Annotated in this window: 13 protein-coding genes; 11 read left to right on the top strand and 2 right to left on the bottom strand. The window is 29.8% G+C overall.

What is annotated here, in order from left to right:
• Nucleotides 1-3 precede the first annotated feature (3 nt).
• From ATE90_RS06465 to ATE90_RS06450, 4 genes are read left to right on the top strand one after another with little or no spacing between them, the layout of a single operon-like run.
• The gene (locus tag ATE90_RS06465) at nucleotides 4-525 is read left to right on the top strand and encodes an SRPBCC family protein (RefSeq protein WP_036786120.1); all 522 of its coding nucleotides are present in this window, start codon (nucleotides 4-6) and stop codon (nucleotides 523-525) included.
• Nucleotides 526-527: 2 nt separating this feature from the next.
• Complete coding sequence (locus ATE90_RS06460; protein WP_036786121.1) at nucleotides 528-1,568, top strand: o-succinylbenzoate synthase; 1,041 nt, start codon at nucleotides 528-530, stop codon at nucleotides 1,566-1,568.
• A gap of 31 nt (nucleotides 1,569-1,599) precedes the next feature.
• Nucleotides 1,600-2,556 (top strand): CPBP family intramembrane glutamic endopeptidase, encoded by a 957-nt coding sequence (locus ATE90_RS06455; protein ID WP_036786124.1) that lies wholly within the window; start codon nucleotides 1,600-1,602, stop codon nucleotides 2,554-2,556.
• Nucleotides 2,557-3,600 carry an AMP-binding protein gene (locus ATE90_RS06450; RefSeq protein WP_036786128.1) on the top strand — a complete coding sequence of 348 codons (1,044 nt, stop codon included), beginning with the start codon at nucleotides 2,557-2,559 and terminating at the stop codon, nucleotides 3,598-3,600. It begins immediately after the preceding gene.
• A 10-nt stretch (nucleotides 3,601-3,610) separates the two neighbouring features.
• Here the strand turns inward: ATE90_RS06450 and ATE90_RS06445 are convergent, their stop codons facing one another.
• Both ATE90_RS06445 and ATE90_RS06440 read right to left on the bottom strand, forming a co-directional pair.
• The gene (locus tag ATE90_RS06445; protein WP_036786131.1) at nucleotides 3,611-4,261 is read right to left on the bottom strand and encodes a peptidoglycan-binding domain-containing protein; all 651 of its coding nucleotides are present in this window, start codon (nucleotides 4,259-4,261) and stop codon (nucleotides 3,611-3,613) included.
• Nucleotides 4,262-4,494: 233 nt separating this feature from the next.
• Entirely contained in the window at nucleotides 4,495-5,190 is a 696-nt protein-coding gene (locus ATE90_RS06440) for a Crp/Fnr family transcriptional regulator (protein ID WP_036786134.1), read from the bottom strand.
• Between the two features lie 104 nt (nucleotides 5,191-5,294).
• Here ATE90_RS06440 and ATE90_RS06435 point away from each other — a divergent pair, with 104 nt between their 5' ends.
• From ATE90_RS06435 to ATE90_RS06405, 7 genes are all read left to right on the top strand, one after another.
• Nucleotides 5,295-7,670, top strand: coding sequence for a heavy metal translocating P-type ATPase (locus ATE90_RS06435; RefSeq protein ID WP_036786136.1), 2,376 nt, complete (start codon nucleotides 5,295-5,297; stop codon nucleotides 7,668-7,670).
• Between the two features lie 2 nt (nucleotides 7,671-7,672).
• Entirely contained in the window at nucleotides 7,673-8,374 is a 702-nt protein-coding gene (deoD, locus tag ATE90_RS06430; protein ID WP_091953912.1) for a purine-nucleoside phosphorylase, read from the top strand.
• Nucleotides 8,375-8,381: 7 nt separating this feature from the next.
• The gene (hemN, locus tag ATE90_RS06425; protein WP_180335181.1) at nucleotides 8,382-9,746 is read left to right on the top strand and encodes an oxygen-independent coproporphyrinogen III oxidase; all 1,365 of its coding nucleotides are present in this window, start codon (nucleotides 8,382-8,384) and stop codon (nucleotides 9,744-9,746) included.
• 180 nt (nucleotides 9,747-9,926) lie between these two features.
• On the top strand, nucleotides 9,927-10,094 hold the full coding sequence (ccoS, locus tag ATE90_RS06420; protein ID WP_081958162.1) for a cbb3-type cytochrome oxidase assembly protein CcoS: 168 nt from the start codon (nucleotides 9,927-9,929) through the stop codon (nucleotides 10,092-10,094).
• 18 nt (nucleotides 10,095-10,112) lie between these two features.
• Nucleotides 10,113-12,308, top strand: a complete 2,196-nt coding sequence (ccoN, locus tag ATE90_RS06415; protein ID WP_036786139.1) for a cytochrome-c oxidase, cbb3-type subunit I — start codon at nucleotides 10,113-10,115, stop codon at nucleotides 12,306-12,308.
• A gap of 5 nt (nucleotides 12,309-12,313) precedes the next feature.
• Nucleotides 12,314-12,481, top strand: coding sequence for a cytochrome c oxidase subunit IV (locus tag ATE90_RS13655; protein ID WP_036786142.1), 168 nt, complete (start codon nucleotides 12,314-12,316; stop codon nucleotides 12,479-12,481).
• Between the two features lie 14 nt (nucleotides 12,482-12,495).
• Entirely contained in the window at nucleotides 12,496-13,353 is an 858-nt protein-coding gene (locus tag ATE90_RS06405; RefSeq protein WP_036786145.1) for a cbb3-type cytochrome c oxidase N-terminal domain-containing protein, read from the top strand.
• Nucleotides 13,354-13,397 lie beyond the last annotated feature (44 nt).

Genomic DNA, 13,397 nt, shown 5'->3' with positions numbered 1-13,397 from the left:
ATTATGAAAACAATAAAAATAATTTTAGGTATAATTACAGCGGTAATTGTTGTTTTTCTTGCGACAGGTCTGTTCATAAAAGAAACAACTTACACAACTCAAGTTGCTGTAAATAAATCTATTGAAGAAGTTTTTCAAATATTTAATAACTCAGAAAATATTAAAAATTGGATTCCGGAAATAAAATCTTTTACTGTTATTAAAGAGAACGTGGGTAAAACCGGAAGTCTTTATAAAATGGTGGTAGACAATCAAGGGCAAGAAATTACCATGACACAAAAAATAATTGCTTACGTCCCAAATGAAAAAGTAACGTTATTTTTTGATGCTGAAAATATGTTGAAAAGGGACGATTATATTTTTACAAAAAAAGGTGGGTTCACATATATTACTCTAAACTCTAGTTGTCGAAGTGAATCTTATTTAATGGCGTGCATGTTTCCATATTTTAAAGGAACCTTCAAAAAACAAGATCAAACTTATTTGAATAGTTTTAAAACATTCGCGGAAAAAACCAATCTTTAATTTTGATAAAAGCTAATTACAAAAAATATATTCTCAATTTTAAAAATCCAAGTGGTACTTCACGTGGAGTTTTAAGAACTAAAGAAACCTGGTTTATCATTTTAGATAAAAAAGGTAAAAAAGGTATTGGAGAAACAGGTTTGTTTAGGGGTTTAAGCATAGATGATTTTTCGAATTATGAGGAAAAATTGAGTTGGGCTTGTCAAAATATTAATCTTGGTTTAGATTTTTTACTAAAAGAACTATGGGCGTTTCCATCAATTCAATTTGGATTAGAACAAGCTTTTTTATCCCTGAAGTCTGAAACTTCATTTGAGTTGTTTCCATCCCAATTTACCAAAGGAAAAAAATCAATTCCTATTAATGGTTTAGTTTGGATGGGAGAGAAGAAGTTTATGAAAAATCAAATTAAGGAAAAATTAGAAACTGGTTTTTCTTGTATTAAAATGAAAATTGGTGCTATCGATTTTAAGGCGGAACTGGAGCTCCTAAAATCTATCCGGAAGGAATTTTCATCCAATGAGATTGAATTAAGGGTTGATGCTAATGGTGCTTTTAACTCAAAAAATGCGTTAGAGAAATTAAATAGATTATCGGAGTTAGAAATACACTCTATCGAACAGCCAATTAAACAAGGTCAGGTTCAAGAAATGGCAGAATTATGTTCTAAAACACCTTTGCCAATTGCACTAGATGAGGAGTTAATTGGTGTATTTTTTAAGAAAGAGAAAAATATATTATTAGAGACGATAAAACCACAATATATTATTTTAAAGCCAAGTTTAATTGGTGGTTTTGCTGGTAGTAAAGAATGGATTAGACTTGCAGAGCAAAATAAATGTGATTGGTGGATTACTTCTGCTTTAGAAAGCAATATAGGCTTAAGTGCAATTGCACAATTTACGTATACATTGCAAAGCACTTTACCTCAAGGTTTAGGAACAGGTAGTTTGTTTACCAATAATTTTATAAGTCCATTAAAAGTAAAAAATGGAACGATACAATACAACCCAAGTATAAATTGGGACTTTAATATAACGTAGTTTTCAATAAATTTTTGAATTATAGAATAAAATGAATTATATACAACAAGGTTTTACAGGAAAGAATGAATGGTATCATTGGGTTTTAACTATTATTTTAGTTTTTGTTGGATGGCAAATTATTGGAGTAGTTCCTTTAATAATTTCGGCTGCAGTATATTCAGAAAATATCACAGAGTTTTTAAATGCTGCTGCAGATAATTTTATGACTTTAGGTATGAACAAAAATTTATTTTTGTTTTTAATGCTTATTATGTTTGCTATAGGCCTGTTTTTTTTAATTATTGCGATTAAATATATTCATAAAAGAACTGTAACATCTATTGTTACCAGTCGAAAAAATATTGATTGGAAGCGTTTTTGGTTTGGTTTTTTAAGCTGGGGAACTATAGTCGTTTTGCTTTCAATTATAGGTGTTTTATTAGCTCCAGAAAATTATACTTATAATTTTAATGCAAAACCCTTTTTCATTTTAGTGGCAATTTCAATTATATTTATTCCTTTGCAAACGAGTCTTGAAGAGTTGCTGTTTAGGGGTTATTTTATGCAAGGAATTGGAGTTTTAGCAAAAAACAAGTGGGCTCCGCTAATCATCACATCAGTTTGTTTTGGCTTATTACATGGTGCAAATCCAGAAGTCCAAAAGTTAGGTAGTATAACGATGGTTTTTTATATTGGTACTGGTTTTTTCTATGGAATTACAACTTTAATGGATGAAGGCACAGAATTAGCGCTAGGCCTGCACGCCTCAAATAATATGTTTGCAGCTTTTTTAATAACTACCGATTGGACGGTTTTTCAAACTGACGCGCTTTTTATAGATACCTCAGAACCCTCTTTAACTTGGGAAATGTTTTTACCTGTTTTTGTTTTGTATCCCTTAATATTATTGTTGTTTGCTAAAAAATATGGATGGAAAAACTGGTTAGAAAAACTAACTGGTAAAATTGTTAAACCAGTAAATTTTGAAGAAATTATAGCTGATTAGATGAAATTGGAGCAAAATAAATTTCATAAAAGTTTTAAATTAAATGGAGTCTCTTTTTCTTCTGTGGATGAAATTTTCGATTATACAATAGGTTTGTCAGATGAAATACACGAATTCTTACAAAGTTGGTTCTCTGCTGATAAAAGTATAACCGTTCAAACTTCAGGTTCTACAGGAATTCCTAAATCAATTTTGTTGAAAAAGGAGCATATTCTGAATTCTGCAAAAGCTACAGGGAACTATTTCGGTTTACAAGAGAATACAACAGCTTTATTGTGTTTGTCAGTAAAATACATTGCTGGTAAATTAATGTTGATTAGAGCGATTACTTTAGGTTGGGAATTGGATGTTATTGAATCAACTTCTAACCCTTTAGAAAAAGTTAGTAGGCAATATGATTTTTCTGCCATGGTTCCTTTACAACTTGAAAATTCTTTGTCTAAAATTAATTTGATAAAAAAATTGATTGTAGGAGGAGGAGTCGTATCAAAAGTATTAGAGCGTAAATTAAAGAATGTTGAAACGGTTATTTATGCTACTTATGGTATGACAGAAACCATAACTCATATTGCAGTAAAAAAGTTAAATAGGATTAATGTAATTCCTAATTTCTATGAATTATTACCAGATGTTCAAATTTATGTAGATGCTAGAAATTGTTTAGTTATTAAAGCATTAAAAGTTGCTGATGAAATTGTTTTCACAAATGATGTAGTACAAATTGTTTCAGACACACAATTTGAGTGGTTAGGTCGTTTTGATAATGTAATTAATTCAGGAGGAATTAAATTACATCCCGAAAAAATAGAGAAGGCGCTTTCAAAAATTATTAGTAATCGATTTTTTGTTGCAGGAAAACTTGATGAAACCCTAGGCGAAAAATTAATTTTGATTATTGAAGGAAATCGAAAAAACCTCAATTTTAATGAATCTGAACTTTTAAAGTTTGAGATTCCAAAAGAAATTTATTTTGTAGAGAAGTTTTTAGAGACTGAAACAAAAAAAATCCAACGCAGAAAAACATTGGATTTAATAAAGATATAAATTATTGAATCTATTTAAACAGCAATTCTAAAGATAAAGCATCGATATAACCATCCGCTAAAAGATTATTTTTTTCTTCAAAAGTTTTAATAGCCTTTAAAGTTTCTATTCTGTACACACCATCAATAGTAATATTATAACCAAGTGTTACCAATCTTTTTTGTACTTCAAAAATTATTGCATTTTTTTCACCTTTGTACAAATTTATGTTTGGGTCGAATAAACTTTGAATTTTTGAAAATTTTTCTCTATTTCTATACGTTTCTATATCAATTCCATTTTCTTCCAAGAATTTTATTTCTTTATTCGAAAGACCTTTTTCTTTATGTTTAAACGAGTTTACAAGCCTAGCTTCATAGTAATTTACTTTTGCTAATTTTTTTGAATAGTTCTTAACGGCCGTTTTTGTTTGGATATCATCATTTTCTGGAGCTCTTACATCGATATCCTTTGCAGACCATTCTAACATAATATAGCTATCTAATTCTTCAACAGCTTCATAATAATTTAGCACTAGATCTTGGTTATAATATTCTAGATCTAGCTTTTTGTCAGTTTTATAATTTACTTCAGGGGAATGATACCTTTTGTATTGATTGTATTTTCCAAAACCAATAATAAATAAAATTATTACCAATAAAAAAATAATTAGCTTCTTCATAATTTATGTGTGTATTCTACAAAGATAATGTAAGTAAAACTTTTAAAAAATTATAAATGATAAGAGCAATACAAAAAAGAAATAAATTAAAATTGATGATAAAAAAATAGATTTCTAAGTAGTTTATATAATTTTGTATAAAATAATTAAAAATCTAAAAAACAACGCTTTATGGGGAGTAATAAATTTTAAGAAGTTTAAAACTTAAAATTATAAAAAATGAAGATTTAAAATTAATAATCGGAAAAACCTTGAGCTATTTTTTCCAGTTTAATTTTATTAACGATAATAATATCTTTTCCTTTAAATGCAATAATTTCTCTTTTTTTTAAATCTGACAATAATCGAATTGCAGATTCAGTTGCCGTGCCAATAATATTTGCAATATCTTCTCTGGAAAGATGAATGTTTATAGCATTCTCTTGGTTTGTCTTAAATTCTGAATGCAAGTTTAAAAGTGTTTCAGCTAATCGTTGTTTCACATTTTTTTGTGCCATGTTTACAACTGAATTTTCAGATTTTTTTAAAGAATTAGCCATAGTTTTTAGAATATCCATAGTAAAGTCAGGGTTTTTTTCTAAATCCTTTATTATTTCATCTTTAGGTATAAAACACACTTCCATAATATTTAAGGCAAAGGCACTTAGATTAGAAACTTCATCAGAAACTAAACTTCTTTCACCTATTAAATCTCCACGTTTTACCAAACTTACAATTTGATTCTTTCCGTTTTCACTCATTTTGGAGACTTTACAAATTCCTTTTTTAATGCAGAAAACACCATTAATATGCTCACCTTCCTCAAAAATAGGTTGGCCTTTTTTAATGATTTTAGATGTTTTACAAGCCGCCATCCTCAGTAACTCGTCCTTAGAAAGGTGTTTTAGAGAATTAAGTCTACGTACTATGCATTGTTCACAGTTTTTCATTGACTGAAGGTCTTTATTATTGTTCCAAATATATTCAAAAACTGACAAAAATCATATTTTAAACTCAAATCTTATCAGAAATTTGTTTAGGCAAAAGAGTAAATATGAAGACTACACATTGTTATCATTGTGGAGATTCTTGTAAGAATGCTGATATTCAGTTAGATTATAAGTTTTTCTGTTGTAATGGTTGTAAAACAGTTTATGAAATTTTTTTTGAAAATGATTTAACATGCTATTACGATTTTCAAGATACTCCAGGAGCAATTCCTTCTGAAATTGAAGGGAAGTATGACTTTCTTGAAAATAACAGTATACAGGAAAAACTATTAGATTTTATTGACGGAAATAAGGCAATAGTAACGTTGTACATTCCTCACATTCATTGTAGTTCTTGTATTTGGGTATTGGAAAATTTACATAAATTAAATACAAAAATTTCTTCTTCACAAGTAAATTTTCTGAAGAAAACTGTAAGGATTTCTTTTAACTCAGAAACAATATCTCTTAAAGAAATTGTCCTTTTATTGACTGCTATTGGTTATGATCCCTATATTAGTTTAGAAGATTATGAGACAGGCACAAAGGATGTAGATAGAAGTTTAATTTATAAATTAGGAATTGCAGGTTTTGCTTTTGGAAATGTTATGTTTTTATCATTTCCAGAATATTTTCAAGTGGATGGTTTTTGGATAGAAAAATATAAAAATATTTTTAGATGGTTAATGTTTTTCTTTTCACTGCCAGTAGTTTTTTATGCTGCAAATGATTATTTTATTTCGGCTTATAAAGGTCTAAATTCTAAAATATTAAATATTGATGTACCAATTGCTCTAGGAGTTTCTGTATTGTTTATTAGAAGTTCGATTGAAATAATTTTTGATTTAGGAACTGGCTTTTTTGATAGCTTAACAGGTTTAGTTTTCTTTCTCCTTTTAGGAAAATATTTTCAACAAAAAACTTATAATTTCTTGTCTTTTGAACGTGATTATAAATCCTATTTTCCAATTGCAGTAACCAAAATTATATCAAATCAAAAAGAGGAAAATATACAAATCTATAAAGTTGAAAAAGGTGATAGATTATTGATTAGGAATCAAGAATTAATTCCTGTTGATAGTGTTCTTATCAATGGAAAAGCACAAATAGATTACAGTTTTGTTACAGGTGAAGCTGTGCCTGTTTCTAAAAAATCTGGAGATAAATTATTTGCTGGTGGTAAACAACTTTCAGGAGTTTCAGAAATAGAAGCTTTAGCATCAGTTTCTCAAAGTTATTTAACACAACTCTGGAGTAATGATGTTTTTAATCTAGACAAATCTTCTTCTTTTAAAACATTAACAGATAAAATCAGTAAAAACTTTACAATTTTTGTTTTAAGTATTGCTTTTTTGTCAACTCTATTTTGGCTGTTTTATGATGCTTCAAAAGCATTAAATGTATTTACAGCAGTTTTAATTATTGCTTGTCCTTGCGCAATTGCATTAGCAGCTCCTTTTACTTTAGGAAATCTTTTACGCATTTTTGGAAAGAAAAAATTCTACTTAAAAAATGCAACTGTTATTGAACAATTGGCAAGTATAAATTCTATAATATTTGATAAAACAGGAACGCTAACTACTAGTAAAGAAGAAACAATTTCTTATAATGGAGCTACTTTGGATCATCAAGAAAAAAGCATTTTAAAAAGTGCTTTAAGAGCTTCTAATCACCCTTTGAGCAGAGCTTTATATAAGACTTTTGCTGAAGTAGAAACAATTGCAATCTCTAATTATAAAGAAGTTGTTGGTCAAGGAATTGAAGTTAAGTATAAAGAAGATAAATTAAAATTAGGTTCAAGTTCATTTGTCAATAATGATTATGAAATTAAGTCTTTAGACACCTCAGTGCATATCAGTTTTAATAATATTTATAACGGTAAATTCACTTTTAAAAATTCATACAGAAAAGGAGTGAATTCACTTTTTAGATCCTTAAATAATGAATATGATTTAGCTGTACTATCTGGAGATAATGAAGGAGAAAAAGATTTTTTACAAGAAAACTTCCCAAAAGAAACCAAATTGTTGTTTAACCAGAAACCAAATGATAAATTAGAGGTAGTTGCTGCATTTCAAAAAGAAAATAAAAATGTAGCTATGATTGGTGATGGTTTAAATGATGCGGGAGCTCTTGCACAAAGTAATGTAGGTATTTCTTTATCAGAAAATATCAATGTTTTTTCCCCAGCATGTGATGCTATCTTAGATGCTTCACAATTTGATAAAATTGAAGATTTTTTTAAGGCATCAAAAAAAGCAATGACAATTATAAAATATTGCTTTTTATTATCACTTTGTTACAATGTTGTTGGATTGTACTTTGCGGTAACAAGTCAGTTAAGACCGGTGGTAGCGGCAATTTTAATGCCTTTAAGCTCCATAAGTGTTGTTGTCTTCACAACAATTTCAACTAATTTAATAGGAAATAAAATCAAATAATTATGAGCGTACATATAGAAGCCAAAAAAGGAGAAATTGCTGAAACAGTTTTATTACCAGGAGATCCTATGAGAGCGAAATGGATTGCAGAAACTTTTCTGGAAGATAGCTTTCAATACAATGATGTAAGAGGAATGTTAGGTTTTACAGGAACTTATAAAGGTAAAAAAATATCTATTCAAGGCACAGGGATGGGGATTCCATCCACCTTAATTTATTGCCATGAACTTATTAATGAATATGGAGTCAAAAATTTGATTAGAGTAGGTTCTGCCGGCTCATATCAAAAAGAAGTTAAGATTAGAGATATCGTTTTGGCTATGGCAACTTCTACGAACTCAGGATTAAATACCATTCGTTTTAGTGGAGCAGATTTTGCACCAACTGCAAGTTTTAAATTACTTCAAAAAGCGATTGAAGTTGCGAAAGAAAAAAATATTCCTATTAAAGCTGGAGGTGTTTTAAGTTCTGATGAGTTTTATGCCGATGATTTTGAAAGCTATAAAAAATGGGCAGATTACGGAGTTTTATGTGTAGAAATGGAAACATCTGGTTTGTATACAGTTGCAGCAAAACATAATGTTAATGCATTATCAATTTTAACAATTTCTGATAGTTTGGTTACGAAAGAAAGAACTACCTCAGAAGAAAGAGAACATACTTTTAAAGAAATGATTGAAATTGCCTTAGAACTTACGGAATAATATAAAAATGATAAAATCACTAATTCAAAAATATAATATTCCAGGTCCAAGGTATACTAGTTATCCTACAGTTCCTTTTTGGGACGAAGCAACATTCACAAAAAAAAAATGGATTAAAACATTTAGAGATTCTTTTAATGAAAGCAACAAATTAGAGGGTATTAGTCTTTATATTCATTTACCTTTTTGTGAGAGTTTGTGTACATTTTGTGCTTGCCATAAACATATTACAAAACGTCATGAAGTAGAGGAGGAATATATCAAAACGGTTTTAAAAGAATGGAAATTATATGTTGATTTGGTTGATGAAGTACCCATTGTTAAAGAGTTGCATTTAGGAGGAGGGACACCTACTTTTTTTTCTAAAGAGAATTTAAAAGTTTTAATTGATGGAGTGTTTAAAGATGCAATAAAACATACAGAATCGGAATTTAGTTTTGAAGGACATCCAAGTAATACAACTAAAGAACAGTTGCAAACTTTGTTTGATGTTGGGTTTACGAGAGTCAGTTTTGGCGTACAAGATTATAATGAAAAGGTTCAGAAAGCAATTCATAGAATTCAACCTTTTGAAGTTGTAGAACGAGTTACAAAATGGGCTAGAGAAATTGGCTACACATCAGTAAGTCACGATTTAATTTTTGGGTTGCCCTTTCAAACCAAAGAAAACGTTATTTATACAATCGATAAAACAAAAGAATTAAAGCCAGATAGAATTTCCTTTTATAGTTATGCTCATGTGCCTTGGGTAAAAGGTGTAGGTCAAAGAGGATTTAATGAAAACGATTTACCAAAAAATGAAGAAAAAAGAGAGTTATATGAAATTGGAAAACAACTATTTTCTGAATTGCAGTATGAAGAAATTGGTATGGATCATTTTGCGTTAAAGACCGATAGTTTATATCAGGCGACAATCAACAAAACATTGCATAGAAATTTTATGGGGTACACATCCAACAAAACTCAATTAATGATTGGTTTAGGAATGTCAGCAATTTCTGATTCTTGGTATGGATTTGCACAAAATGTAAAAACGGTTAAAGAATACCAACAAATTGTAAATTTAGGAGAAATTCCAGTTTATAGAGGACATCTATTATCTGAGGAAGATCAAATTATAAGAAGGCATATTTTAAATATAATGTGTCATTTTGCTACTTCTTGGGAAGAAAAATCAACTCAAATCAAAAATATTGAAATGCACTTAGGTCTTTTACAAGAACTGCAAAAAGATGGTTTGGTGAAAATTGAAGAAAACTCTCTCTCAATTCCAGGACATGCTAGACCTTTTGTAAGAAATATTTGCATGGCTTTTGATAAAAGGTTGCAAGAAAAAGAACCGGCAACAAAACTATTTTCAATGACAATTTAAAGTGTTTAAAACAATTTAATAGAAACTTTTTTGAAAAAATAACTTTTTTTTACCAAAATAAACAACAATATTATTAATCTTCTTGAATTTTTTTTTTGTTAAAAACTCAAATATGATAAAAGTCATATATTAAGAATTGTATCAAAACTATTTTTGAAATATTAAATTATCAGGCAAGATATGAGCGTAATATATTTACTACTTACCTTAAGTATTTTAGTGGCATTAATATTTTTTATAGCATTTATTTATTCAGTAAAAAGAGGGCAATATGATGACTCATATACGCCATCTGTTCGCATGCTATTTGATGATGAACTCGTAAAGAAAAACAAGAAAATTAACTAAATATTAATACATTAAATTATGGAGATGCAACAATTTTATTACGATAATAAAATCGTAAAAAAATTCATTTATGCGACATTACTATGGGGAATAGTAGGGTTTAGTATAGGTTTACTATTAGCTTTTATGTTTTTATTTCCAAATCTTACAGACGGCATATCCTGGCTAAGTTTTGGACGTTTAAGACCTTTACATACTAATGCTGTAATTTTTGCTTTTGTAGGAAATGCAATTTATGCAGGAGTTTATTATTCACTTCAGCGATTGTTAAAAGCGAGGATGGCAAGTAATTTTTTAAGTAATTTTAATTTTTGGGGTTGGCAATTAATAATTGTTGCAGCCGCAATTACTCTTCCTTTGGGGTACACTAGCTCAAAAGAATATGCAGAGTTAGAATGGCCAATAGACATCTTAATAGCGTTAGTTTGGGTTGCATTCGGTGTAAATATGATTTGGACAATTTTACAACGAAGACAACGTCATTTATATGTTGCTATTTGGTTTTATTTAGGAACATTTGTTACTGTAGCTGTGCTTCATATTTTTAATAGTTTAGCATTACCAGTAAGTTTTTTAAAAAGTTATTCTGTTTATGCTGGCGTTCAAGATGCTCTTGTGCAATGGTGGTATGGTCATAATGCAGTTGCATTTTTTTTAACAACACCATTTTTAGGTTTGATGTACTATTTTGTTCCAAAAGCTGCAAATAGACCTGTTTATTCTTATCGATTATCAATAGTGCACTTTTGGTCTTTAATTTTTATATATATCTGGGCAGGACCGCACCATTTATTATACACCTCATTACCAGATTGGGCTCAGAATTTAGGAGTTGCATTTTCTGTTATGTTAATTGCTCCTTCTTGGGGGGGGATGATAAACGGCTTATTGACTTTAAGAGGTGCTTGGGACAAAGTTAGAACAGATCCTGTTTTAAAATTTATGGTGGTTGCAATTACAGGTTATGGTATGGCAACTTTTGAAGGCCCAATGTTATCGCTTAAAAATGTAAATGCAATAGCACACTTTTCTGATTGGATTATTGCACACGTTCACGTTGGCGCACTAGCATGGAATGGATTCTTCACTTTTGGAATGCTGTATTGGCTAATACCAAGAATGTTTAAATCAAAATTATATTCAGTGGCATTAGCAAACTTCCATTTTTGGATAGGAACTTTAGGAATTATATTATACACTTTACCAATGTATGTTGCTGGTTTCGTGCAAGCTTCTATGTGGAAACAGTTTAATCCTGATGGATCTCTTACGTATGGAAACTTCTTAGAAACAGTTAATGAGATTATTCCGATGTATTGGATGCGGGCAATAGGAGGAACTATGTTTATAATAGGTGCAATTGTAATGTTATACAATGTTGTACAAACTGTAAAGTCAGGCAGTGGAGTAGAAGATGAGCTAGCAGAAGCAGCGGCTTTAGCCAAGGTTTCTAAATATAGAACAAAAGGTGAAGGTTGGCATACTTGGTTAGAAAGAAAGCCTATTAAATTAACAATTTTTGCAACAGTTGCAATCCTAATTGGAGGTGTTGTTCAAATTATACCAACATTATTAGTGAAGTCTAATATACCAACAATTAGTAGCGTAAAACCATACACTCCTTTAGAGTTAGAAGGAAGAGATTTATACATAAGGGAAGGTTGCGTTGGCTGTCACTCTCAGATGATAAGGCCTTTTAGAAGTGAAGTAGAGCGTTATGGTGAATATTCTAAAGCTGGTGAGTTCGTGTATGACCATCCATTTTTATGGGGGAGTAAACGTACCGGACCAGATTTACACAGAATTGGTGCAAAATATTCTGATAGTTGGCATTTAAACCATATGTACGATCCACAAAGTACATCTCCAGGGTCAATTATGCCATCTTACAAATGGATGATTAGGAATGTCCTTGATAAATCTGATACAGAAGGTAAAATGAAAGCTATGGTTGCTTTAGGAGTTCCTTATTCAGAAGAAGAAATAGCAAATGCACAAGTTGCAATGGATTTACAAGGAAAAGAAATTGAAGATAATTTACATCAAGATCCAGATTTTGCTAAGAATTATGCAGATGATAAAAAGTATGCAAAGGAAAATGGAGAAGAGTTTGTTGAAATGAAGAATAGAGAAATCGTTGCTATCATAGCTTACATTCAAAGACTTGGAACAGATATTAAAGTTAAAGACGAGCAAAAAACCGATAAAAATTAGAAAATATGTTAAAATTTGTAAAAAATCATATGGAGAGTATCACTGGTATAGAAATCTATCCAATGATATCACTAATAATATTCTTCACTTTTTTTGTAGCCCTATTTTGGTGGGTTTTTACAGCAGAAAAAGAGTATATAAGTACCGTAAGTAATTTACCGTTAGATCATTAGTAAAATAAATAAAAATGAAAAAATATTTTCAATCCACAGTATATGTAATTTTTGTAATAGTTACGTTTATAGCACTTGCGAAATCTTTTATGGTGTATGAGAACCCCTTTGATCTTTATGAAAACCCTCTTGTATGGTTGGCATTAATAGGATTAATTTTAGTAGTCGCTTTAAAAGAAATTGTAAATATTATTGCAGTAACTAAGGTAAGACAATTTCAAAATGAAAAAGAGGGTATTGTTCCAGAAGCAGCAGATGCCTGGATTCAAAAGCTAATAAAATCTTGGACAAAAGTAAAACCGATAGAACAAGAGCAAGAAATTATTTTAGACCATAATTACGATGGTATTAGAGAATTAGACAATTCTCTTCCACCTTGGTGGGTGTATATGTTTTATGCAACTATTGTTTTTGCAGTTGTTTATTTAATAAGGTTTGAGGTTTTAGACGGAGATAATCAAATTATGGAATATGAAAAGGCAGTGGCAGCGGCAAGAACGGAAATAGATAAATACAAATCTACGGCTACAGATTTAATTACAGCTGAAAACGTAACTCTACTGACAGAAAGTAAAGATTTAAAAAGAGGTAAAGCTGTTTTTAATTTAAACTGTGCATCTTGTCATTTGTCAGATGGAGGTGGATCTATAGGTCCAAATTTAACAGATGAATTTTGGTTTCTTGGTGGTGGTGTTAAAAATGTTTTTATGACTATTTCTAATGGAGGTAGAGATGGAAAAGGCATGATTGCCTGGAATAAAACTTTAAAAGCAGCAGACATAGCTAAAGTTTCTAGTTATGTAATTTCATTGCAAGGAACTACTCCAGCAAAAGCAAAAATAGCTCAAGGGGAAAAATGGGTTCAAGAATAATAAAGTGTAAAAGAAAAAAGTTTAACAAAGAAAGTTAAAAAGAA

It is taken from the genome of Polaribacter sp. Hel1_33_96, from assembly GCF_002846595.1.
Classification (GTDB): Bacteria; Bacteroidota; Bacteroidia; order Flavobacteriales; family Flavobacteriaceae; genus Polaribacter.
This window is presented reverse-complemented; position numbering and strand designations above follow the sequence as displayed.

Bases quoted from the DNA above. Each gene is read 5' to 3' on its own strand.
- ATE90_RS06465 (WP_036786120.1), top strand. From the start codon at position 4: ATGAAAACAATAAAAATAATTTTAGGTATAATTACAGCGGTAATTGTT.
- ATE90_RS06455 (WP_036786124.1), top strand. From the start codon at position 1,600: ATGAATTATATACAACAAGGTTTTACAGGAAAGAATGAATGGTATCAT.
- ATE90_RS06450 (WP_036786128.1), top strand. From the start codon at position 2,557: ATGAAATTGGAGCAAAATAAATTTCATAAAAGTTTTAAATTAAATGGA.
- ATE90_RS06445 (WP_036786131.1), bottom strand. From the start codon at position 4,261: ATGAAGAAGCTAATTATTTTTTTATTGGTAATAATTTTATTTATTATT.
- ATE90_RS06440 (WP_036786134.1), bottom strand. From the start codon at position 5,190: ATGAAAAACTGTGAACAATGCATAGTACGTAGACTTAATTCTCTAAAA.
- ATE90_RS06435 (WP_036786136.1), top strand. From the start codon at position 5,295: ATGAAGACTACACATTGTTATCATTGTGGAGATTCTTGTAAGAATGCT.
- deoD (WP_091953912.1), top strand. From the start codon at position 7,673: ATGAGCGTACATATAGAAGCCAAAAAAGGAGAAATTGCTGAAACAGTT.
- hemN (WP_180335181.1), top strand. From the start codon at position 8,382: ATGATAAAATCACTAATTCAAAAATATAATATTCCAGGTCCAAGGTAT.
- ccoS (WP_081958162.1), top strand. From the start codon at position 9,927: ATGAGCGTAATATATTTACTACTTACCTTAAGTATTTTAGTGGCATTA.
- ccoN (WP_036786139.1), top strand. From the start codon at position 10,113: ATGGAGATGCAACAATTTTATTACGATAATAAAATCGTAAAAAAATTC.
- ATE90_RS13655 (WP_036786142.1), top strand. From the start codon at position 12,314: ATGTTAAAATTTGTAAAAAATCATATGGAGAGTATCACTGGTATAGAA.
- ATE90_RS06405 (WP_036786145.1), top strand. From the start codon at position 12,496: ATGAAAAAATATTTTCAATCCACAGTATATGTAATTTTTGTAATAGTT.